Annotated in this window: 30 protein-coding genes; 12 read left to right on the top strand and 18 right to left on the bottom strand. The window is 65.7% G+C overall.

Annotated elements, in window-relative coordinates; genetic code table 11:
• Window positions 1-129: 129 nt before the first annotated feature.
• Together NTCA1_RS19280 and hemF are read right to left on the bottom strand one after the other, a co-directional pair.
• A complete protein-coding gene (locus NTCA1_RS19280; protein ID WP_159831488.1) occupies window positions 130-915 on the bottom strand; it encodes an SDR family NAD(P)-dependent oxidoreductase in 786 nt (261 codons plus the stop codon).
• A gap of 111 nt (window positions 916-1,026) precedes the next feature.
• Complete coding sequence (hemF, locus tag NTCA1_RS19275; protein WP_159831487.1) at window positions 1,027-1,893, bottom strand: oxygen-dependent coproporphyrinogen oxidase; 867 nt, start codon at window positions 1,891-1,893, stop codon at window positions 1,027-1,029.
• Window positions 1,894-1,953: 60 nt separating this feature from the next.
• Here hemF and pdeM point away from each other — a divergent pair, with 60 nt between their 5' ends.
• Both pdeM and infC read left to right on the top strand, forming a co-directional pair.
• Complete coding sequence (gene pdeM / locus NTCA1_RS19270) at window positions 1,954-2,652, top strand: ligase-associated DNA damage response endonuclease PdeM (RefSeq protein WP_159831486.1); 699 nt, start codon at window positions 1,954-1,956, stop codon at window positions 2,650-2,652.
• Between the two features lie 175 nt (window positions 2,653-2,827).
• Window positions 2,828-3,349, top strand: a complete 522-nt coding sequence (infC, locus tag NTCA1_RS19265; RefSeq protein ID WP_086491233.1) for a translation initiation factor IF-3 — start codon at window positions 2,828-2,830, stop codon at window positions 3,347-3,349.
• A 241-nt stretch (window positions 3,350-3,590) separates the two neighbouring features.
• Here infC and NTCA1_RS19260 read toward each other — a convergent pair whose 3' ends face one another.
• The 16 genes from NTCA1_RS19260 to hisB all read right to left on the bottom strand — a co-directional run bounded on the left by NTCA1_RS19260 (window position 3,591) and on the right by hisB (window position 13,878).
• Complete coding sequence (locus NTCA1_RS19260) at window positions 3,591-4,124, bottom strand: J domain-containing protein (RefSeq protein ID WP_086491232.1); 534 nt, start codon at window positions 4,122-4,124, stop codon at window positions 3,591-3,593.
• 130 nt (window positions 4,125-4,254) lie between these two features.
• A complete protein-coding gene (pal, locus tag NTCA1_RS19255; protein ID WP_236549468.1) occupies window positions 4,255-4,788 on the bottom strand; it encodes a peptidoglycan-associated lipoprotein Pal in 534 nt (177 codons plus the stop codon).
• 162 nt (window positions 4,789-4,950) lie between these two features.
• Window positions 4,951-6,357, bottom strand: a complete 1,407-nt coding sequence (gene tolB, locus NTCA1_RS19250) for a Tol-Pal system beta propeller repeat protein TolB (RefSeq protein ID WP_086491230.1) — start codon at window positions 6,355-6,357, stop codon at window positions 4,951-4,953.
• Window positions 6,354-7,310, bottom strand: coding sequence for a hypothetical protein (locus tag NTCA1_RS19245; protein ID WP_159831485.1), 957 nt, complete (start codon window positions 7,308-7,310; stop codon window positions 6,354-6,356). The genes tolB and NTCA1_RS19245 overlap by 4 nt, the downstream gene beginning before the upstream one ends.
• A 14-nt stretch (window positions 7,311-7,324) precedes the next feature.
• On the bottom strand, window positions 7,325-7,783 hold the full coding sequence (locus tag NTCA1_RS19240; protein ID WP_086491228.1) for an ExbD/TolR family protein: 459 nt from the start codon (window positions 7,781-7,783) through the stop codon (window positions 7,325-7,327).
• A complete protein-coding gene (gene tolQ, locus NTCA1_RS19235; protein WP_086491227.1) occupies window positions 7,783-8,493 on the bottom strand; it encodes a protein TolQ in 711 nt (236 codons plus the stop codon). The genes NTCA1_RS19240 and tolQ overlap by 1 nt, the downstream gene beginning before the upstream one ends.
• On the bottom strand, window positions 8,490-8,954 hold the full coding sequence (locus NTCA1_RS19230) for a YbgC/FadM family acyl-CoA thioesterase (RefSeq protein ID WP_159831484.1): 465 nt from the start codon (window positions 8,952-8,954) through the stop codon (window positions 8,490-8,492). Before NTCA1_RS19230 ends, tolQ begins: the two co-directional genes overlap by 4 nt.
• A gap of 252 nt (window positions 8,955-9,206) precedes the next feature.
• The gene (locus NTCA1_RS19225) at window positions 9,207-9,584 is read right to left on the bottom strand and encodes a histidine triad nucleotide-binding protein (protein WP_086491225.1); all 378 of its coding nucleotides are present in this window, start codon (window positions 9,582-9,584) and stop codon (window positions 9,207-9,209) included.
• 23 nt (window positions 9,585-9,607) lie between these two features.
• Window positions 9,608-9,934 (bottom strand): phosphoribosyl-ATP diphosphatase, encoded by a 327-nt coding sequence (locus tag NTCA1_RS19220; protein ID WP_086491224.1) that lies wholly within the window; start codon window positions 9,932-9,934, stop codon window positions 9,608-9,610.
• 60 nt (window positions 9,935-9,994) lie between these two features.
• Entirely contained in the window at window positions 9,995-10,177 is a 183-nt protein-coding gene (locus NTCA1_RS19215; RefSeq protein ID WP_236549467.1) for a PEP-CTERM sorting domain-containing protein, read from the bottom strand.
• A 248-nt stretch (window positions 10,178-10,425) separates the two neighbouring features.
• Complete coding sequence (hisF, locus tag NTCA1_RS19210; protein ID WP_086491222.1) at window positions 10,426-11,187, bottom strand: imidazole glycerol phosphate synthase subunit HisF; 762 nt, start codon at window positions 11,185-11,187, stop codon at window positions 10,426-10,428.
• Between the two features lie 21 nt (window positions 11,188-11,208).
• Window positions 11,209-11,454, bottom strand: a complete 246-nt coding sequence (locus NTCA1_RS19205) for a hypothetical protein (RefSeq protein ID WP_133083460.1) — start codon at window positions 11,452-11,454, stop codon at window positions 11,209-11,211.
• Window positions 11,451-12,179, bottom strand: a complete 729-nt coding sequence (gene hisA / locus NTCA1_RS19200) for a 1-(5-phosphoribosyl)-5-[(5-phosphoribosylamino)methylideneamino]imidazole-4-carboxamide isomerase (protein ID WP_086491220.1) — start codon at window positions 12,177-12,179, stop codon at window positions 11,451-11,453. The genes NTCA1_RS19205 and hisA overlap by 4 nt, the downstream gene beginning before the upstream one ends.
• A gap of 168 nt (window positions 12,180-12,347) precedes the next feature.
• Window positions 12,348-12,986, bottom strand: a complete 639-nt coding sequence (gene hisH, locus NTCA1_RS19195; protein ID WP_159831483.1) for an imidazole glycerol phosphate synthase subunit HisH — start codon at window positions 12,984-12,986, stop codon at window positions 12,348-12,350.
• A complete protein-coding gene (locus tag NTCA1_RS19190) occupies window positions 12,983-13,276 on the bottom strand; it encodes a YciI family protein (RefSeq protein WP_086491218.1) in 294 nt (97 codons plus the stop codon). Before NTCA1_RS19190 ends, hisH begins: the two co-directional genes overlap by 4 nt.
• Window positions 13,276-13,878, bottom strand: a complete 603-nt coding sequence (hisB, locus tag NTCA1_RS19185; RefSeq protein WP_086491217.1) for an imidazoleglycerol-phosphate dehydratase HisB — start codon at window positions 13,876-13,878, stop codon at window positions 13,276-13,278. Before hisB ends, NTCA1_RS19190 begins: the two co-directional genes overlap by 1 nt.
• Window positions 13,879-14,065: 187 nt before the next feature.
• Between hisB and NTCA1_RS19180 the strand changes: the two genes are divergently transcribed.
• The 10 genes from NTCA1_RS19180 to NTCA1_RS19135 all read left to right on the top strand — a co-directional run bounded on the left by NTCA1_RS19180 (window position 14,066) and on the right by NTCA1_RS19135 (window position 21,376).
• Window positions 14,066-14,566 carry an SspB family protein gene (locus tag NTCA1_RS19180; RefSeq protein ID WP_086491383.1) on the top strand — a complete coding sequence of 167 codons (501 nt, stop codon included), beginning with the start codon at window positions 14,066-14,068 and terminating at the stop codon, window positions 14,564-14,566.
• 34 nt (window positions 14,567-14,600) lie between these two features.
• Window positions 14,601-15,080, top strand: coding sequence for a hypothetical protein (locus tag NTCA1_RS19175; protein WP_086491216.1), 480 nt, complete (start codon window positions 14,601-14,603; stop codon window positions 15,078-15,080).
• A gap of 94 nt (window positions 15,081-15,174) precedes the next feature.
• Window positions 15,175-15,828 (top strand): guanylate kinase, encoded by a 654-nt coding sequence (gene gmk / locus NTCA1_RS19170; RefSeq protein WP_086491215.1) that lies wholly within the window; start codon window positions 15,175-15,177, stop codon window positions 15,826-15,828.
• Between the two features lie 110 nt (window positions 15,829-15,938).
• Complete coding sequence (locus NTCA1_RS19165; RefSeq protein ID WP_236549466.1) at window positions 15,939-16,706, top strand: hypothetical protein; 768 nt, start codon at window positions 15,939-15,941, stop codon at window positions 16,704-16,706.
• A 159-nt stretch (window positions 16,707-16,865) separates the two neighbouring features.
• The gene (gene dapD, locus NTCA1_RS19160) at window positions 16,866-17,702 is read left to right on the top strand and encodes a 2,3,4,5-tetrahydropyridine-2,6-dicarboxylate N-succinyltransferase (RefSeq protein ID WP_159831482.1); all 837 of its coding nucleotides are present in this window, start codon (window positions 16,866-16,868) and stop codon (window positions 17,700-17,702) included.
• 122 nt (window positions 17,703-17,824) lie between these two features.
• Window positions 17,825-18,151, top strand: a complete 327-nt coding sequence (locus tag NTCA1_RS19155) for a hypothetical protein (protein ID WP_159831481.1) — start codon at window positions 17,825-17,827, stop codon at window positions 18,149-18,151.
• Window positions 18,152-18,154: 3 nt separating this feature from the next.
• A complete protein-coding gene (locus NTCA1_RS19150; protein WP_159831480.1) occupies window positions 18,155-18,583 on the top strand; it encodes a DUF1810 domain-containing protein in 429 nt (142 codons plus the stop codon).
• Window positions 18,584-18,689: 106 nt separating this feature from the next.
• Window positions 18,690-18,896 (top strand): hypothetical protein, encoded by a 207-nt coding sequence (locus NTCA1_RS19145; RefSeq protein ID WP_133083456.1) that lies wholly within the window; start codon window positions 18,690-18,692, stop codon window positions 18,894-18,896.
• Between the two features lie 136 nt (window positions 18,897-19,032).
• On the top strand, window positions 19,033-19,296 hold the full coding sequence (locus NTCA1_RS19140) for a hypothetical protein (protein WP_159831479.1): 264 nt from the start codon (window positions 19,033-19,035) through the stop codon (window positions 19,294-19,296).
• Between the two features lie 496 nt (window positions 19,297-19,792).
• Window positions 19,793-21,376, top strand: a complete 1,584-nt coding sequence (locus NTCA1_RS19135) for a GMC family oxidoreductase (protein ID WP_159831562.1) — start codon at window positions 19,793-19,795, stop codon at window positions 21,374-21,376.
• Window position 21,377 lies beyond the last annotated feature (1 nt).

Genomic DNA, 21,377 nt, shown 5'->3' with positions numbered 1-21,377 from the left:
CATTCAGTTCAGGTGGAGCCGAGAAGCGTGATTTCCGAGCATCGGAGCGCAGCGGACTTTCGGTCCGTGAGCACCGAAGCACAGGACATCGCGCTTCGCAGGCCCGCATGGGCTGAATGTCGGTCCGTCCTAGGCGATGGTGGGGAGGATGCCGCCTTCGGCCCTTATCGCTGCGCCATTGGTGGCGGAGGCCAGGGGGCTGGCGAGGAAGGCAGTCATCGCCGCGACTTCGTCCGCCTCGATCAAGCGGCGGATCAGCGAAAGCGGACGCAGCTTCGAGAAGAACTCCGCTTCACGCTCGGCCTCGGAGGCGTCCTTGTTCTCGACCACCGAGCGGATGAACTCGACGATCCCTTCCGAACGGGTCGGCCCCGGCAGCACCGAGTTCACGGTCACCTGGGTGCCGCGCGTGGCATCGGCCATGCCGCGCGCCACGGCGAGCTGCGCGGTCTTGGTCATGCCGTAGTGGACCATCTCGCCCGGCGTCATCAGCCCGCTCTCGCTGGAGATGAAGATCACCCGGCCCCAGGTGCGCTCCAGCATGCCGGGGAAATAGTGGCGCGACAGGCGCACGCCGCTGAGCACATTGACCTCGAAGAAATTGCGCCATTCCGCGTCGGTGATTTCCACGAAGGGCCGCGCCTCGTAGATGCCGAGGTTGTTGACGAGGATGTCCACTTGCGGAACCGCCGCGATCAGGGCCTTCGCGCCCTCTTCGGTGGCCGGGTCGGCCAGGACCGCGCGCACTTTGCCCAACTGGCCGACGGTCTGCGCCGCGGCATCGAGCTTGGCCTGATTGCGGCCGGTGACGATGACCTCGGCGCCCTCGTCCGCGAGCTTGGCGGCAATGGCAAGGCCGATACCGGCGGTCGATCCGGTGACGAGTGCGGTCTTTCCGGCAATCTTGAGATCCATGGAGGCAGTCCTTCTATGCTTGCTGTCGGCGCGCAAGATAGGTGCAGGGCTGCGCGCCGATTAGGACACCGGCGAGCCTTTCAGCTTTGCCTCGAATGCACAAGCGCCGATTCAGGACCAGGTCGCCTCGGGCGGCAGGCTCATCAGGATCGCGTCGATATTGCCGCCGGTCTTGAGGCCGAACAGCGTCCCCCGGTCGTAGACCAGGTTGAATTCGGCATAGCGCCCGCGCCATTCCAGCTGGCGCGCCTTGTCCTGCGGCGTGAAGTCCATGCCCATGCGCGCCCGCACGAGGCGCGGGAAAACGGCCAGGAACGCCTCGCCCACCGCGCGGGTGAAGGCGAAATTCGCTTCCCACGCCGCTTCGTCTGGGCATTCCAGATGGTCGTAGAAAATGCCGCCTACGCCGCGATGGACCTTGCGGTGGGGAATGTAGAAATAGTCGTCGGCCCAGGCCTTGTAGCGGTCATAGTAACCCTCGCCATGGGCATCACAGGCCGCCTTGAGCTGCGCGTGGAACGCGGCGGTGTCCTCTTCATAAGGGATCGGCGGGTTGAGATCCGCGCCGCCGCCGAACCAGGCCTTGGTCGTCGTGAGGAACCGCGTGTTCATGTGAACGGCGGGAACGTGCGGGTTGGACATGTGGGCGACCAGGCTGATGCCGGTCGCGGAAAAGGCATTCTGCTCGGCCGAGGCGCCGTTGATCGAGCCCGCGAAGTCCTTCGACAGCGATCCGACCACGGTGGAAACGTTGACGCCGACTTTCTCGAAGACCTGGCCCTTCATGAGGCCGCGCGTGCCGCCGCCGGTCTCGCCTTCTTCCCCGCCTTCGACGGCGGCCCGCTTCCAGGGCGCATATTCGAAGGCAGCCGCGGAACCCGCCTCGCGCTCGATCGCCTCGAACTCCGCGCAGATACGGTCGCGCAGCGTTTCGAACCAGTCGCGGGCACGTTCGGTTTGGGCGGTCCAGTCGTTCATGTGCAAATCCCCTTCCGCCGGGCGCTTGCCAAAACGACGGGCCTGCGGCAAGGAAAAGCCATGGTTCCCTTTTCGTTCTGGACGCAGGAATTGCAGCTCGTTCCCGGTCCTGCCGGACATGGCAGCGGGCCTGCGCTCTACTGGCCGCGCGAACAGGCGCTGCTGGTGGCGGACCTGCACCTCGAAAAGGCCAGCTTCTACGCGAAAGGCGGCCAGATGCTGCCGCCTTACGACAGCCGCGAAACGCTGGAACGCCTCGCCCTTGCCGTGCGCCGCACCGGTGCCCGCAGGGTCTTCGCGCTTGGCGACAATTTTCACGACAGCAAGGGAACGGAGCGGCTCGAACCCCATGCCGCCGGGATGCTCGGCGCCCTCACCCGCGCGCTCGACTGGGTGTGGATCACCGGCAACCACGATTCCCACCTCGGCAGCGAGGCCGGAGGGACGCTGGTGGAGGAAGTCGAAGTGAACGGCATCGCCCTGCGGCACGAAGCGCGGCCGGGCACGACCGGGCCGGAACTTTCCGGCCATTTCCACCCGCGCCTGATCATCAATGCCAGAGGCCGCCGGATCGCGCGCCCTTGCGTGGTCCACAGCGGCAACCGCCTGATCCTGCCGGCTTTCGGCGCCCTCACCGGCGGCATGGACGCGGCCGATCCGGCGATCCTGAAAGCCCTGCAACCGGCCGAGGAAATCGATGCGCTCCTGGCGGCGAAGGACCAGTTGCTGCGCTACCCCCTCTGGCGCGCGGCTGCCTGAAACCCTATATGTGTAATGGCCATTTCATATGGCCCTATTTCACTTGCGGCGCGTCCTGTAGAATTTACGCGAAATCGTGCTTTGCGTGTCGAGACGATTCGCATTAATGACGCCCGCACTCGCCTAGCGACAGAAACGATTCAGGAGAACGCTTATAGCACCCCCACCCCGGCGTATGATGACGCCACCGGTCAAGAGCGGACCGCGCTACAATAACATGATCCAGTCGGACAAGGTCCGCGTGATCGACCAGGACGGCGAGAATATCGGCGTCATGTACACGCGCCAGGCGATCGAGCAGGCGGCCGAGGTCGGCCTCGACCTGGTCGAAGTCTCGCCCAACGCGGATCCGCCGGTGTGCAAGTTCCTGGATGTTGGCAAGTTCCGGTACGAGGCCCAGAAAAAGGCCAATGCCGCGCGCAAGACCCAGAAGACGCAGGAGATCAAGGAGATCAAGATGCGTCCGAACATCGATGACCACGACTACGATACCAAGATGCGTAACGTCGTCCGCTTCATCGGTGACGGGGACAAGGTCAAGGTCACCCTGCGTTTCCGCGGCCGCGAGCTTTCGCACCAGCAGCTGGGCATGAACCTGCTGCGCCGCGTGCAGGAAGACGTTGCCGAGATCGCCAAGATCGAAGCCTATCCGCGCATGGAAGGCCGCCAGATGCTGATGGTGCTTTCGCCCAAGTAAGCGCTGCGCACGTCAGACATGGCAAAAACGCGAAGGGCGCGCCGCAAGGCGCGCCCTTTGTGTTTGGTCTGAGGTGGGTGATCCCGGGGCGGGTGATATTACCCGTCGTCCCGGACTTGATCCGGGACCGCTGGCCCCGCATCACCCAACTCTCGGCAAGGCTCCCTTCCTCAAGCTCTCGCCTAAAGGATTGCCAGCGGTCCCGGATCAAGTCCGGGACGACGTTATCCGCTACCTTAGCTCAGCCCTTCCACTCGCGGCGATCTTCGGCCGCGCGCAGGACTTCGTAGGCAAGCTGATAGGTCTGGAAGGCCTTGGCGGCCTCAGGATCACCCGGCTTCACGTCCGGGTGGACTTCCTTGGCCTTGGTGCGCCAGGCCTTGCGGACGGCGTCGAAGTCGGCATCGGGGTCGAGACCCAGGGCTTCAAGAGCCCGCAACTCGTCGCGGCTTCGGCTGCCGTCGCCGGAACCGGCCCAGCCATAGTGTGCCGATTCCTTGTAACCGGCGCTTTCGGTGCGCTCGTCCGATTCCCGCCGCGCCGCTTCCTCGGCATCGAGGCCGGCGAAATAGTCCCACCCGGCGTTGTATTCCGCCGCGTGCTTCTGGCAGAAATACCAGCGATCGGGGCTATTGGGGCTCTTGGGCGCGGGGCAGTTGCCCGGTTCGTTGCAGCCATGCCGGTCGCACAGGCGCACTTCGGCAGCCTCGCGCGAGCTGCCGTAGCTGCGCCAGCGCGGGAAACCCCAGTCCATCGATCTGCCTGCGCGACTCATTCGGTGGGCGATACCTGCCCTGAGGAAGCCAATGCAAGTGCAGATGGCAGCGCAGCCATGCAAAAGGCCCGACTCGCTTGCGCGAACCGGGCCTTTCTCATGTCTTGCAACGACTAGATCAGTCGCCCAATCAGTCGATCGTGACAGTCACCGCGCGGCGGTTCTGTGCCCAGGAGGCTTCGTCCGAACCCAGAGCGATCGGACGTTCCTTGCCGTAGCTCACGGTGTTCAGGCGCGAGGCGTCGATGCCCAGGCTGATCAGGTAGTTCTTCGCAGCATTGGCGCGGCGCTCACCCAGCGCGAGGTTGTATTCGCGGGTGCCGCGCTCGTCGGCATGGCCTTCGATGGTGGCGCGCTTGCTGGGGTACTGCTGCAGCCACTGCGCCTGCTTCGAAAGCGCCGCCTGGTCGGTCGAATCGACGGTGTCTTCGTTCAGCTGGAAGTAGATCGTGTCCGAACCCATCATCTTGGCGATGAAGTCGGCCTGGCTGCCCGGCTGCGGACCGCTCGGCGGCGGGGCGGTCGGCGTGGTGGTGGCCGGGCCCGGCTCGGGCGGCAGTTCCTTCGGTGCCTTGGATGCGCAAGCCGACATGGCAAGAGCCCCGGCGAGGAGGAGCATTGTCGACCCGGTCTTCACATGACGGGGGTACATGAGGGCAGGCATGAGGCAATCTCCTATGGTGCGCAGCCAATTATAAATGGCCTGCGTTTGTTGAAGTTCCGTGTAATTCAGGAAGCTGTCAACCTGAACGGACGTCTCTTTTCAGAGACGGCCCGTTTCAGGCGGCAGATAAAGGGAAGGCAAGGGGAAGCTCCCGAGGGAGCGTCAGGGGCGAACCGGGCCCCATGCCGGGTCCGATGCGCCCACCGGCGTCGGCAGCTTGCGCTCGTTCCGGCCGGTGAGGTCGACCTGCCAGATCGAGGCGGTTCCGGCGCCCCGGGCGGTGCGGAAGAACTGGATGATGCGGCCGTTGGGCGACCAGGTCGGCGCCTCGTCCTGCCACGAATCCGTGAGGTGGCGCATGCCGCCGCCGCTCGGGCTCATCACCGCGATACGCAAGTTGCCCGCTACATGGGTAAAGGCGATCTGGTCTCCGCGCGGGCTCCATTCCGGCGTTGCCGAACGGCCGCCGAAGAAGCTGATGCGGTGCTGGTTGGAGCCGTCCGCATTCATCACGTAGATCTGCTGGTTGCCCGAACGATCGCTCTCGAACACGATCTGGCTGCCGTCGGGCGAGTAGGAGCCGCCGATCGAGATGCCCGGCGTATTGGTCAGGCGCTGCGGGGTGCCGCCGCCTGCCGAGGAAATGCGGTAGATGTCGGTATTGCCGCCCGAGGCCATCGAATAGAGCACCCACTTGCCGTCGGGCGACCAGCGCGGCGCCATCGTCGGGTTGCCGGTACGGGCGATCAGCTTCTGGGTATTGCTGGCAAGGTCGTAGACGTAGATGCTCGGCTGGCCGTTGAGATAGGACAGGTAGAGGATCTTCGAATAGTCCGGCGAATAGCGCGGGGTCAGCGCGGTGGACTGACCGCTGGTCAGGTAGCGGTGGTTGGCGCCGTCCGAATCCATGATCGCCAGGCGCTTCATGCGGTGGTCCTTGGGACCGGTCTCGGCGATATAGGCGATCTTGGAATCGAAGAACGGGCTTTCGCCGGAAAGGCGCGAATAGACCATGTCGGCGCACTTGTGCGCGGCGCGGCGCCAGTCGGCGGGGGGAACCTGCCAGCCGCCCTTCACCAGCTGCTGCTTGAGCGCCACGTCGTAGAGATAGCAGCCGACCGTGATCTGGCCGCCCGCACCCGCGCGGACGTAGCCCTGGACCAGCATGTTGGCTGCGCGGGCCGACCATACCGGGAAGTCCGGCGCCTGGATCTGCGCATAGGCAGGCTGCGGCAGACCGTCAGGGCCCGAAGGCTTGAACAGGCCGTTGTTCTTGAGGTCCGCCGCCACGACTTGCGACAGCGCGCGGCCGAGCGCGGCGGTAGAGCCCGCATTGGTGCCGGTGGGCACATCCGCGTCGGTGGCGAAAGTGGTGATGGCGATACCGAGGTCCTGCCAGTCGCTGTCGTCGGAGACGGTCACCTGAAGGCCGCCGTCCTCGTCGGCGGGGGCCGGTTGCCCGACCGGGACGGGCTGCGGTGCCGGGACCGGGGGCGCACTCTGCGCAAATGCCGCCGCGGAACCGGAGAGCAGCAGGCCAAGTGCAGCGAGGCGGATTATCTTTTTCATTGCGATAGCCTTCTGTCGAAGTTGGTCGTGATGACCTTCCAACCGTTGTAGAGGTCTTCCGGCAGATTGAAGGGAGCTGCAAGCTTCACGGCGCGGATAGCCTGCTCCTGGTGACGCTGGACCTGGGCCGAATTGGCCGCGTTCTGGCCGGTCGTGCGCAGGACTTGAGGATCGCCGTCGAGACTGCCGTCCTTGTTGAGGCGGAAGCGCACGGTGGTCACCAGAAGTTCCGCATCGGCGCCCTGCGGCGCGGCCCAGTGCGGCTTGAGCTGGCGGCTGATTGCACCGTTAAGCGCGGAAACCGCCGCCGGGCCGAGCGCCGCGGCGGGCTGGCCCTTGCCCTGCGTGGACGTGGCGCCCGAAACACCCGAAAGAAAATCGGCGCCGACGCGGCTTCCGCCTGCCTTCTTGGGCGGCGTGGTGGCCTTGCTCGACGCCGAGCCGGACTTGCCGACGATCCGGTCGATCGCGCTGCTGTCACGGCTAGGGGCGGGCTTGGCCGGTGTCTTCTGAGGCGTCTTCTGAGGCGCGGGCTTGGGAGCAGGCTTCGGCGGTGCAGGCTTGGGCGGTGCCGGTTTCGGCGGCGCGGGCCTGGGCGCCGGAGCGGGTTTCGGCTGCGGCCTGGGCGGCTGCGGACGGGGCTGCGGGCGCGGCGCGGGCGCCGGAGGCACCGGCTCAGGCTGCGGCAAGGGTTCCGGCTCCGGCGCAGGCGCCGGAGGCGGCGCGGCCTCGCCCAGTTCCGGGGCCATATCCGGTGCAGCCTGACTGAACGGATCGGGGGAGGTCGAAGTCATGCCGACCTGGTCGCTCAACGTCACTTCGATACGCTGCGGCGGCTTCACCACTTCGTTCTGCGCGGGACGCAGCACCATCGCCGCCAGCACCGCCAGATGCAGCGCGACCGCCAGCGTGAGCCCGATCCCCTCGTCCTTGCGCAATCCCAGCATTGCCATCGTGCCAGCCTAACTCAGCCGCCTGAACCGCTGCTGACACCCGTCACCAGCGAGATCGAGGTGAAACCGGCATGGTTGAGCTCGCCCATCACGTCGATCACGCGGCCGTAGTCCAGCGCCTTGTCGGCACGCAGCGTGACTTGCGGCTTGCGGCCGTCCGGGCCGTCCGGCACCGAGGAGAGACGCTCCGCCAGCTCGCCCGGCGCCAGCGCCTCGGTCTCGTAGTAGACGGTGCCGTCGCGCTGGATCGAGATCGTGATCTGGTCCTGCTCCTCGTTCATGGCCTTGGCCCGGCTGTCGGGCAGCTCGATCGGCACGGCCGCCTTGAGCAGCGGCGCGGTGACCATGAAGATGATCAGCAGCACCAGCATGACGTCGACCAGCGGCGTCACGTTGATTTCGGCCATGGGGGTGCGTCCGCCGCCCCCGCGGCGTCCGCCTCGCCTGCCGCCGCCGGATAGGCCCATGCCCATCAGCGCTGCTCCAGCTCACGCGTGAGCGCGGAGTGCAGGCGGTCGGCAAAACGCTGGAGGCGCGATTCGAACAGGTTCACGCGGTGCGAGAAGCGGTTGTAGGCGATGACTGCCGGGATCGCCGCGAAGAGGCCGATGGCCGTGGCGAAAAGCGCTTCGGAAATGCCGGGCGCGACGACCGCGAGCGAGGAATTCTGCTGCTGGCCGATCTGGAAGAAGCTGTTCATGATGCCCCAGACGGTGCCGAACAGGCCGACGAAAGGCGCCACCGAGCCGACCGTCGCCAGGAAGTTCAGGCGGTTGGACACACGGTCGCTTTCCTCGCCGACGGACGAGGTCATGGCCAGCGCGATACGCTCGCGCGCACCTTCGGGATCGAACTTGGGCATGGCGGCGTTGCGGCGCCATTCGGCAAGACCGGCACCGGCGACCTTGCCCATCGGCACGTCGCCGCGGCGACGCTCCTTCTGGTAGGCCTCGAAATTCTGGGCTTCCCAGAAGCCTTCCTCATATTCCGCGCACTTGCGGTTGAGGCTGCCGATGCGCAGCATGAAGGTGATGATGATCGTCCAGACCCAGACGCTCGCCAGGATCAGGCCCGCCATGATCGACTGCACGACGATATCGGCGTGAAGGAACAGCTTTACCGGGTTGAGGTGGTCCGAATCGCTGCCGATGGTGACGGCAGAGGCGAGCATTTCAAAAGTCATTCTGGTCCTCTCGGATGCTCTTGCATGAGCGAGGCGAAAGCATGTTGCCAAGCGGCGGGCTGTTTGCGCGGTCGTCCTTCAGGACTGATGAACCCGACCTTTACCGTGGCTTCGGCAAGGCGGATTTCTCCACGCCGCGCAACTTGCCGGAGGGTGCAACTGACCCGTCCGACCTGCAGCGCATGGGTATCGATCACCACCCCGTCGCCCAGACGTGCGGGCGAGAGGTAGCGGATATTCACTTCCGCGACGGTGTAGAGCCCTTCCCCGGACTCCAGCGCCGCCCGCTGGTCGATGCCCAGCATGTCGAGCAGATCGGAGCGCGCGCGCTCGAACCAGCGGATGTAGTTGGCATGATAGACCACCCCGCCTGCGTCGGTGTCCTCGTAGAACACGCGAAGCGCATAGCGGTGAAGCGCTCCGTCAAGGACGCCGCCGGGGGGAAGAGGGTCGCTGCTCATGCTGCCGGTTGTGTAGCGGGCGGCGGGCGCAGTGCAATCCGTTCGTCGCACTTATCCGGTGCGCGCGGGCGAAAGGACGGTTAATTGCGTCGTAATTGTCGAATTTGTTCAATTTCCGACCAACGCGTCGTCCCGGACTTGCTCCGGGACCGCTGGCAGATCTTCAGGCGCTCGACTGCGCGCAAGGCGCGGCTTGGCCAGCGGTCCCGGATCAGGTCCGGGACGACGGTTGTTCTTCCGGCTTTTGCCCGGTTATTCCGCGATCATCTGGAAGAACTGGCGCCCACCGAAGATATGGACGTGCAGATGCGGCACTTCCTGATGGCCGTTGGTGCCCATGTTCACCATCAGGCGGTAGCCCGGGCCGTCCATTTCCAGCTGACGGGTCACATGGCCGACCGCGCGCATGAACCCGGCGATCTCGGCATCGTCGGCCTTGGCGGTGAAGTCGTCCCACGAGACATAGGCGGCCTTGGGGATCACCAGCACATGGACCGGTGCCTGGGGGCGGATATCGTTGAAGGCCAGTGCGAACTCGTCCTCATAGACCTTGCTGCACGGCAGTTCGCCGCGCAGGATCTTCGCGAATACGTTGTTGTCGTCGTAAGGCAGCTTGGGATCGATCGGCATCGGCTTCTCCCGGAAAATGAAAATCAGGCCTGGGGACGGGCGGCCTTCTCGGCAATGCCCGACACGCCTTCGCGCCGGTCCAATTCGGCCAGCACGGCATCGAAAGGCACGCCGCGCGCGCCGAGCAGGACCATGAGGTGGAAGATCAGGTCCGAAGCCTCGCCCACCAGCGCCTTGTCGTCCTCGGTGAGGGCGGCGATCACGGTTTCGGTGGCTTCCTCACCCAGCTTCTGGGCGATCTTGCCGATGCCCCGGGCATTGAGCTTCGCGACATAGCTGCTGTCAGGATCGGCGGCGCGGCGCGCGGCGATCGTCGCTTCGAGGCGGGCGAGAGTATCGGGGCTGCTCATGACATGCCCATGCTGCCCCGGCGCGCCCCGGTCAAGACAGGCGCGGTAAGACAGGGACCATCAGTCGGGACGATTACGCGAAAAACGCCGCCCTATCACCACACCGGCCACCCCCATGGCGAGGAGAAACAGACCGCTCGGTTCCGGCAGGCGCGTGGCTTCCGCCGCGAAAGCAGGGATCGGCGCGAGAAAGGCCGCCGCAAGGACAGGCAGCCAGCGGCGGCAAGACCGGGTGTAGGGCAAGACGGGGGCTCCTGCGATACTCTTGGGGCGACCATTGGTCCGATGCTCTTAATGCGACCTTTGGTCGCAGCGGCCGCAAAGGACAAGCCGGGATCGTCACTTGTCCCGATCCGGGGCATTGACCACCGTCGTCCCGGACCTGATCCGGGACCGCTGGCCGAGCCGCGCCTTGCGCGCAGTCGAGCGCCTAAAGATTTGCCAGCGGTCCCGGATCAAGTCCGGGACGACGTCATCTGTAATCGGCGCGTCTATCCCCGTGCCGGCAGGCCCGCCGAGCGCAGCGCGGCATGGGCTTCCGCAATCGAGTGCTTGCCGAAATGGAAGATCGAGGCTGCCAGCACTGCGCTGGCCTTGCCCTGGGTCACCCCCGCCACGAGATGGTCGAGATTGCCCACGCCGCCGCTGGCGATCACCGGCACCGACACGCTTTCCGCGATTCTGCGGGTGAGTTCGAGGTCGTAGCCGTTCTGCGTGCCGTCACCGTCCATCGAGGTGACGAGCAGTTCGCCCGCGCCGTAGTCCGCAAGCTTCACCGCGTGCTCCAGCGCATCGATCCCGGTCGCTTTGCGGCCGCCGTGGGTGAAGATCTCCCACTTGCCCGGTGCCACCTTGCGCGCGTCCACCGAGGCGACGATGCATTGGGAGCCGAATTTCTCGGCAATGTCGGCCACCACTTCCGGCCGCGACACGGCGGCGGAGTTGACCGCCACCTTGTCCGCGCCCGCCAGGAGCAGCGCGCGGGCATCCTCCGCCGTGCGCACGCCGCCGCCGACGGTCAGCGGCATGAAGCAGACCTCGGCAGTGCGCTGCACCACGTCGAGCAGGGTGCCGCGTCCTTCGTGGCTGGCGGAAATGTCGAGGAAGCAGAGTTCGTCGGCCCCGGCGGCATCATAGGCCCGCGCCTGCTCCACCGGATCGCCGGCATCGACGAGATCGACGAAGTTCACGCCCTTGACCACGCGCCCGTTGGCAACGTCGAGGCAGGGAATGACGCGGATGCGCACGGTCATTTGAGGCTCCTTGGCACAGGCTCACGCCACCGGCTTGAAAAACAGCAGCACGCAGAACAGGCCGACGATCAGGCATACCGCAAGGTTGAACGCGGTATAGCCCCAGAACTTGCGCCGGTTCTCCGCAAGCGTCGTCTCCACTTTCGTGCGCGCGCGGCTGAACAGCATCAGCCTGGCGCGCCCCTCGCGGAAGTCGCGAAGGGCGTAGAGCGCGCCCGGCACGAAGATGGCCAGCGCCAGCACCGCGACGAGGCGGTTCTCGTTCACGCCTTTTCGGCCATGGCGATGGCGGCGGCAAGGTCCAGGCGGCCGTCGTAGAGCGCGCGGCCGGTGATCACACCCTCGATCCCGTCCCCGGCATGGAGCGCCAGCAGGCGGATGTCGTCCAGGCCCTTCACGCCGCCGCTGGCGATCACCGGCAGGTCGGTGCGACGGGCGAGATCGACGGTGGCGTCGATATTGCAGCCCTTGAGCAGGCCATCGCGGCCGATGTCGGTGAAGAGCAGCGAGGCCACGCCCGCATCCTCGAACCGGCGGGCCATGTCGACGATGGACACGTCGGAGACTTCCGCCCAGCCCTCGGTCGCGACCATGCCGTCTCGCGCGTCCACCGCGACGACGATGCCGCCGGGATATTCGCGCGCCATGTCCTTGACGAACTGCGGATCCTTCAGCGCTGCCGTGCCCATGACCACGCGCGACACGCCCAGATCGAACCAGCCTGCCACGGCTTCGGGCGTGCGGATGCCGCCGCCCAGTTGGACGTGTCCGGGAAAGGCTGCGAGGATCGCTTCCACGGCTTCGCGGTTTTCCGCCCGGCCCGCGAAAGAGCCGTCGAGATCGACGACATGGAGGTACTGCGAACCCGCTTCGGCAAAGAGCATGGCCTGCGCGGCGGGATTGTCACCGTAGACGGTGGCACGGTCCATATCGCCTTCGGCAAGGCGTACGACCTGCCCTTGCTTGAGGTCGATGGCGGGGAAGACGATCATGGCTTGGCGTTCCTGAGGGTCTGGGGCCTGGGGGTCTGGAGGCTGTGCATGGGCTTCGACAAGCTCAGCCTGAGCGGGATTGGGTGTATTTCGGTTTGCATGAAGCGGACCCGCTCTCCTCCCCGCTCAGGCTGAGCTTGTCGAAGCCCCCGAGGCAAGGCACCGGCATCACGGCTTCCACTCCAGGAACCGCGCCAGCAACGAAAGGCCGTAGCCCTGGCTCTTTTCGGGGTGGAACTGCACCCCGACGACATTGTCCTTCGCCACGGCTGCGACAAGGCCGCCGCCATGGTCGGTAATCGCCGCCACATGCGCGCCGTCGTCGGGCTGGAAGTGATAGGAATGCAGGAAGTAGGCCTCGCCGGCTTCGATCAGGCCCTGCGCCGGATCCTTGCGGCCGAGCAGCACGTCGTTCCAGCCCATGTGCGGAACCTTGATCGCGGGATCGGTACGCTCGATCATCTGGACCTGGCCGCCGATCCAGTCGAGCCCCCGGGTCACGCCGTGCTCCAGGCCGCGCGTGGCCAGAAGCTGCATGCCCACGCAAATGCCCAGGAACGGCGCGCCGCCGACGTGGACGCGCTCGGTCATCGCCTCGACCATGCCGGGAATGCCCCAGAGCCCCTCGGCACAGGCGCGGAACGAGCCGACGCCGGGCAGGACGATGCGATCGGCCGCGCGCACGACCGCGGGATCGGCGGTGATCGCTACCTCTCCAGCCCCAGCCGCCCGCAGCGCATTGGCCACCGAATAGAGGTTGCCCGCGCCGTAATCGATCAGCGCCAGGACCGGGCGACCTGCCGTCATCCGGCGAGACCGGAAATGCTGTCGTCGAGGAAGCCGTGTGCCCATTCGATCACTTCGATCGTGGCGACACCGCCCTTCACGAAAGGATCCTGCGACGCAAGCGCCTCCACGGCGGCGCGGCTCTCGCCGCGCGCCAGCAGGATGCCGCCCTCGCGCGGGACCTTGCGGCCCCAGCCCAGCAGATGGCCCGCAGCATGCTGCTCGCGCAGCCAGGCGACGTGCTTTTCCAAGAGCGCGTCGACCGCCTCGATCGGCGCGGTGTAGGTGAGCGAGACGATGAAGCTGGCCATCAGAGAGACTCCTGCCCGAGAATGCCCTTGGTGGAAGGAATCGCACCGCCCTTGCGAGGGTCCAGCTCTACCGCCGTGCGCATGGCGCGCGCGAAGCCCTTGAAGATACCCTCGCAGATATGGTGGTTGTTGGTGCCGTAGAGAAGCTCGATATGCAGCGTGATGCCCACCGCCTGCGCGATCGAGTGGAACCAGTGCTCGACCATCTCGGTATCGAACTCGCCCAGCTTGTCCTGCGTGAAACCGGCCTTCCAGACCAGCCAGGGGCGGCCCGAGATATCGAGCGAGACGCGGCTCAGGGCCTCGTCCATCGGCGAATGGACATCGCCGTAGCGGCCGATCCCGGCGCGGTCGCCCAATGCCTGGCTGATCGCCTGGCCGATGGCGATGGCGCTGTCCTCGGTGGTGTGGTGCTGGTCGACGTGGAGGTCGCCCTTGATGCGGCAGGTGATGTCGATCAGCGAATGGCGGCTGAACTGCTCGATCATATGGTCGAGGAAACCGATCCCGGTGGAGACCTGATAGGCTCCGCTGCCGTCGAGGTTGACCTCCACGGCGATATCGGTCTCGTGAGTCTTGCGAATGATCGAAGCTGTGCGCATGGGAGCGCCTATAGCCCTCTATGTCAGGGAATCAATTGCGCCCGGCACCAAGTGTGCGCGAAAAGCGTTTCCCGGGTAATCTTTGGTCGTCCTTATCGCAAACGACCTAGGGAAAACCCGTCGGAACGTGCTATTTTACGCTCGAACACGCTTGACCGGCAATGGAAGCATGAGCACCAAGGGCGCGATGAACGATACGCCACCAGACAGCCTGATCCCCTACGACGAGATCGTGCAGGAGGCCCTGCGCGCCGTCGTGGGCCGCGTGCTTGGCCAGGTAGAAGCCAGCAATGGCATCCTGCCGGGGAACCACCACTTCTACATCACCTTCAAGACCGGGGCGCCGGGGGTTTCGATTCCCGCCGAATTGCGGGCGCGCTTCCCGGACGAGATGACCATCGTCCTGCAGAACAAGTTCTGGGACCTGGCGGTGCGGGAAGACGGTTTCACCGTAAGCCTGAGCTTCAACCAGCTTCCCGCCAAGCTGGTGATCCCCTTCTCCGCGATCACGGCCTTCGTGGATCCGGCGGTCGATTTCGGCCTCCAGTTCCAGGCGATGTCCGACGACGAGGACGAAGAGCTTGCCGCCCATCCCGAGAACGACTCGGAACGGGATGTCGCCTCGCGCATTACTCCCAGCGAAGACGGATCGAACGTCGTTTCGGTCGATTTCGGCAAGAAGAAGTAAGGCGGGCAGCCGAAGGCCCGGGAAAGCAAGGTCCATGGGCGTCACCAAAGTTCCACGCAAGATCGGCAAGAGCGTCGGGAAAGGCGTAAGCAAGGCTGGCACGGCAGTGAAGAACACTGCCGTGAAGGCCAAGGATAAGGCCGTTACCCTCAGCGGCCCCAGTCCGAACACGGCTACCAATCTGGCCATTGCCGACATCGCCTTGCGTGGAGGCACCTTCCTTGCCCGTCGCGCGATGGAGCATGCCCTGCTCGGCAAGCGCTACACCCCGGAGAAAGCTAAGCAGATCCTGCGCGGACGCTCCTTCACCCAGTCTATGGTCCACACGATAATTGCCCGCGCGGCCCTGGGATCGGTTCCCGGTGCCGCGCTTGTGGTCGGCGGACTTGCCGCCAAGACGCTGTTCGAACGCAGCAGGGCGCGCAAGGAACGGGCGCGCGGCGAAAGCCAGATCGCGGACATGGCGGAAGAAGGCGAAGGCGAATCGGATCTGGTGCCGACGCTCACCAAATGACCCCGAATTGACATTGTAAACGCGAAGTGACGTCGTCCGGGACGACGGACACGCACCCTCTTGATTTGCGCGGCCACCGGCGGCATCGGGGCACATGGTCAACTCTCCCGACAATCCCGCCGACACGCTCGCCCGGCGCGGCCTCATGCTCATCATGTCCTCGCCCTCGGGTGCGGGCAAGACGACGATCTCGCGCATGCTGCTCGAACACGATTCGCATATCTGCAACTCGGTGTCCTGCACCACCCGGGCACCCCGCCCAGGCGAAGTGGACGGGAAGGACTATTACTTCGTCAGCAAGGCGGAGTTCGATCGCATGGTCGACGAGGGCGAGTTTCTGGAATGGGCGCACGTCTTCGGCCACAGCTACGGCACGCCCAAGGCGCAAGTGAAGGCGGGCCTGAAGGACGGGCAGGACTACCTCTTCGACATCGACTGGCAGGGCACCCAGCAGCTCTACCAGAAGCTGGAGCGCGACGTCGTGCGCGTGTTCCTGCTGCCGCCCAGCATCGACGAACTGCGCCGCCGCCTGACCGGCCGGGGCACCGATTCGATGGAAGTGATCGCCGCCCGCATGGAACGCGCCCGCTCGGAAATCAGCCACTGGGACGGTTACGACTATGTCGTGGTCAACGACGATATCGAGGCCTGCTTCGAAAAGGTGAAGAAGATCCTCGCCGCCGAACGCATGCGCCGCGCCCGCCAGACCGGCCTGATCGGCTTCGTGCGCGAACTCATGGCGCCCTGAGGGATTCTTTTTCCGGTTCCGGCGGGCACTTGCCCCACCCTCGCGCGTAGATAGTCGAGGAACATGGACGCAGTGCCACCGAAGCAGTGCCGCCGGAACGGGAGAAGATCATGACCACGCGCGCGATTTCCTTCGGGAAGGTTCTGCCCTGGGCCTGTCTGCTTGCCCTTTCGGCCTGCGGATCGCCCTCAGGCGAGATGGCGGGCGAAACGGCAAGCGACAGCCCGCAGCGTTCGGCGACCGCGACGAACCCGGAGCAGACCCAAGCGCCTCCTGTCGCTGCACAACCGGCGCCGGGCGCGCCCCGGTCCGGCCCGCTCTCCTGCGCGGATGACATCGGCGGCGCTGCCGCACAGAAGCGTGCCGACTTGTGCCGTGCCGTCTCCCCGGCCACGCGCCCGCCCTGCAATGTCGCCAACTCCTGCGCCATGATCGAGGACGAGATCGCACGAAGCTGCGCGCTCTTTGCCTCCAAGGGCGATGCCATGCCCGAATGCGCCGTCGACCCCAAAAGCAAGGAAGCCGCCGCCGCCGTGGTCGAGCGCTACTACGCCGCGCTCAACGCCGGCGATTTCGCGACGGCCTGGCAGCAGTGGGGCGAAGACGGCCCGCCGAACCAGACCATGGCAGCTTTCGCACAAGGCTTCGCCCATACCCGCTCCACCCGCGTCACCATCGGCAAGCTGGAGCCGGGCGACGCCGGTGCCGGTTCGGTCTACCAGCCGGTTCCGGTGACGGTCGAAGCCACGCTCGACGATGGCAAGCGACAGCGCTTTCAAGGCACTTACGTCGTCCGCCGCGTGAACGACGTCGACGGCGCCAGCCCGGGCCAGTTGCGCTGGCATATCGATTCGGCAAAGCTGACGCCCGCACGCTGAGGCTGGCGCCGGTCTTCGCCCCCTAAGCCCCTTCATCGGGACGAGTGGCATTTGCCTCAGCTTATGGCCTCCCGAGTCCTTCTTTCTTGTCCTCGCCCCCCGCACCCTCTAGGCGCGCCTGCAAACCTGCCTTTTGGCCGACTTTCTGGAGACGCGAACATGTCCGAACTCGAAACCGCGATCGAAGCCGCCTGGGATGCCCGCGACACCGTGACGCCCGCCAGCGCCGACGTGCGCAAGCTTGTCGACGAAGCGCTCGGCCTGATCGAATCGGGCGCAGCACGCGTGGCCGAGCCCGAGGGTCAGGGTGGCTGGAAGGTCAACCAGTGGCTGAAGAAGGCCGTGCTGCTCTCGTTCCGCCTCAACGACAATGCTCCGGTCGCCCACGGCGCCGGCGGTGCGCCCGCCTTCGACAAGGTGCCCGTGAAGTTCGACGGCTGGGCCGACGAGGACTTCCGCAAGGCCGGTTTCCGCGTGGTTCCGGGCGCCGTCGCCCGCCGCGGCACCTACATCTCGAAGAACGTCGTGCTGATGCCCAGCTTCGTGAACATCGGCGCTTACGTCGGCGAAGGCACCATGGTCGACACCTGGGCCACCGTCGGTTCCTGCGCCCAGATCGGCAAGAACGTCCACATCTCGGGCGGCGTCGGCATCGGCGGCGTGCTTGAGCCGCTTCAGGCCGGTCCGGTCATCATCGAGGACAACTGCTTCATCGGCGCCCGTTCGGAAGTGGCCGAAGGCGTCGTCGTGGGCGAAGGCGCGGTGATCTCGATGGGCGTGTTCCTGGGCGCCTCGACCAAGATCGTCGACCGTGCGACCGGCGAAGTCCACATCGGCAAGGTTCCGCCCTACTCGGTGGTCGTCCCCGGCTCGCTGCCCGGCAAGCCCCTGCCAGACGGCACCCCCGGCCCGTCGCTCTACTGCGCCGTGATCGTCAAGACGGTGGACGCGCAGACCCGTTCGAAGACCGGCATCAACGAGCTGCTGCGCGACTGATCCGGGCTCGCCAGAGCGTTTCGAAGGGGTCGGATGCCGGTGCATCCGGCCCCTTCTTGCGTCAGGTTCTAGCGTCAGGCCACCTCCCCGAAGCCGCAAGGAACGTGCCGGGATGCGATGCGTTGACCTTCGGGAAGAACGTCAAGATCGCGCTGATCGAAGCGCTTTCAGGCCGGGAGATGCCGATGGACACGCGTAACGAGGAAATCCACGTCGAGAAGACCGATGCCCGCGCAGGCGCCACGCCCAATGTCGTGCGCTATGTCCTGCTGATCAGCCTCGTCCTCGTGGTCGTGGCGCTTTCCGCGATCTGGATCGTCGGCGCCGTGAACGCCCCCGACGAAACGGGCGGCCCCGCCGATACGCGCGAAGCCGTGCAGCGCGGCGACGTCGATCCGCAGGCCCAGCCCGGCGTCCAAACGCCCGAGCCCGCTCCTACCCCGAACTAGGACATGGAGACGCTGGCGCGCTTCATCGAGGCCCAGTCCCCCGACTACCCCCGCGTGGTGGCGGAACTGGAACGCGGGGAGAAGCACAGCCACTGGATCTGGTATGTCTTCCCGCAGATCGCCGGACTGGGCCAGAGCCCGACATCGCATCGCTATGCGATTTCGGGTTTGCCGGAAGCCCGCGCCTACCTTGCCCATCCCTTGCTGGGGCACCGGCTCGACGAATGCACCGATGTCATGCTCGGATGGCATGGTGAGCGCAGCGCGGAAGCGATATTGGGCGAACTCGATGCCCTGAAATTCCGCAGTTCCATGACCCTGTTCGAAGCGGCGCAAGGCGGCGCACGCTTCACCCGCGCGCTGGACGCTTTCTTCGATGGGCAGCGCGATGCCCGGACCCTGGAATTGCTAGGCTCGGCCTCGCCCCACTGAGCCCGGGAACCCCACGCCACCTTGCGGCGTTGATACGGTTGGCCCTCAATGTACAGCGGCCGCAGAGCCGCTCCCGAAAATGCCTCAGGGCCATGGGAGAGCCAAGATGCAACGCGTCGGTGATGAAGTTCATCTGGACGAGGACGAAGCCCGCTCGGGCAGTACGCCCCATATCGTGCGCTATGTCCTGATCGCCAGCCTCATCCTTGCCATTCTGGCGATGTCCGCGATCTGGATTTCACGGGCCTGGTGGGAACAGTCTCCGCCACAGGGCCATCCCGTCACGGCCGAGGAACACGCGCTGGGCGGCTAGCCTCGGGAAACGCCCTCTCCGATAAAACAGCTTGCCAGCGCAGCAATATTGCCGTGATCTGTGCTCGGGAGAAACGAGAAGGACCGACGCGGCCCCACGGGCGGCGCAGGATCCTCATGGAGAGGAAGAGCACGGTATGCAGGATCAGGCCGATACGAATCCGGCAAATGCAGCCCCATCCGCCACGTCACGCGCCCTGCCGGGGGGCCACCGGCCGATCGGAAACGGCAGTCTGCCGATCCTTCCGCACATTCTCGCGGCGATCTTCGGCGTTTTCGCCATCGCCATCGTGATTCTGTGGCTTTCCATCGGCGTCTGGAGTCGTCCCGATCCCGATCATCTGGCCCCGGTTTCGGCCCAGCCCCAAACGGCCCAACAACCGGCACAATCCCAGCCATGACGCCGGACGGCTCTCGGCCAATGAAACGGAAAAAATGAGCCGCCGATGGAAGCGTGTCCCGAGCGCGGCACTGGCCGCGCTCCCGCCCCGGATCGACTTTCGCCCCCCGACGAAAAATCGATCCCCTGCATCGACGGCCCCCGTATGAACGACGCCGGAGCGCCGTCCTCTACTCGTCCGATACTGCGTTCGGTGGCGCGTGTATTCGCCATGATCCGGGCCGAGGACAGAGTGTTGCAGGAATTTAACGGCACGGTCCCCCAAGCCTCGCCCATGCAGGCTTTGCGCATCGCCGGGGCGGTGAGAAGCGGAATGCTTGATCGCCCCAAACCGGCGGCCTTAGGGTGGATCGACATTCAGTCCAGGTGGAGCCGAGAAGCGTGATTTTCGAGCATTGGAGCGCAGCGGACTTTCGGTCCGTGAGCACCGAAGCGCAGGACATCGCGCTTCGCAGGCCCGCATGGGCTGAATGTCGATCCATCCTAAGCCCATGACCATGGGAGAGTTCGACTACATCGTCGTCGGCGGCGGCAGCGCCGGATGCGTGCTCGCCAACCGGCTGAGCGCCGATCCGCGCCGACGGGTCCTGCTGCTCGAAGCAGGCGGCAGGGACAATTACATCTGGATCCGCGTTCCCGTCGGCTATCTCTATTGCATCGGCAACCCGCGTACCGACTGGTGCCTATCCACCGATGCGGAGGCAGGCCTCAATGGCCGCAGCCTGAAGTATCCGCGCGGGCGGGTGCTGGGCGGCTGCTCCTCGATCAACGGCATGATCTACATGCGCGGCCAGACCGCCGATTACGACCAGTGGCGACAGGCGGGCAATCCGGGATGGGGCTGGGAAGACGTCCTGCCCTATTTCACCAGGGCCGAGGATCATTACGAAGGCCCCGGCCCATACCATGGCAGCGGCGGCGAGATCCGCGTCGAAAAACAGCGGTTGCGCTGGGACATCCTGGAAGCATTCCGGCAGGCCTGCGGCGAACAGGGCATCGCGCCGGTGTCCGATTTCAATTGCGGAGACAACGAAGGTTCCGGTTTCTTTCAGGTCACCCAGCGCAAGGGCTGGCGCTGGAGCGCGGCCGACGCCTTTCTGAAGCCCGTCCGCAGCCGCGCGAACCTGAAGGTGATAACCGGAGCGGAGGTCGAGCGGGTCCTTTTCGAAAGCGGACGCGCGGCAGGCGTGGCCTATCGCCTGGGCGATCGATCCCTGACGGCGCGGGCAGGAAACGAGGTCATCCTTTCCGCGGGCGCCATCGGCTCGCCTGCGATCCTCGAACGCAGCGGCATCGGCTGCGCCCAGAGGTTGTCAGGCCTCGGCATCGAAACGCTGCTGGACCGGCCGCAAGTGGGCGAAAATCTGCAGGACCACCTGCAACTGCGCTGCGCGTGGCAGGTCACCGGCGTTTCCACGCTCAACCGGCGCGCCGCCAGTCTTTTCGGAAAGGCGCTGATCGGCCTGGAATATGCCCTGCGCCGCAGCGGTCCGATGGCCATGGCGCCCAGCCAGCTCGGCGTCTTCACCCGCAGCCATCCGCATTATGCCACGCCAAACCTGGAATATCACGTCCAGCCGCTCAGCCTTGAAGCCTTCGGCGGCGGGCTGGACCCGTTTCCGGCCTTCACCGCCAGCGTCTGCAACTTGCGGCCGCAAAGCCGGGGCAGCACGCATGTGACCGGTGCCGATCACAAGGCGCCGCCCAGCATTCGTCCGAACTATCTCGCCGCCGATGAGGACCGCACGGTAGCCGCCCAGTCGATCCGGCTGACGCGCGAGATCGTCGCCCGTCCTGCCCTTGCCCGCTATGCCCCGCAGGAAATGCGCCCGGGTTCCGATTTCCAGAGCGAGGAAGACTTGCAGCGCGCGGCGGGCGCGATCGGAACGACCATCTTCCATCCCGTGGGAACGGCGGCCATGGGCAGCGTGGTCGATGCCCGCTTACGTGTTGCCGGGATCGGGGGCCTGCGCGTCGTCGATGCCTCGGTCATGCCGACGATCACTTCGGGCAACACCAATGCGCCGACAATGATGATTGCCGAGAAAGGCGCAGAGATGATTCTGGCGGACGCGCGTTAGA

This window comes from Novosphingobium sp. TCA1 (assembly GCF_009811895.1).
GTDB lineage: Bacteria > Pseudomonadota > Alphaproteobacteria > Sphingomonadales > Sphingomonadaceae > Novosphingobium > Novosphingobium panipatense_A.
Note: the sequence above shows the minus strand (reverse complement) of the source record. Positions and strands in the feature narration are given on the sequence as shown.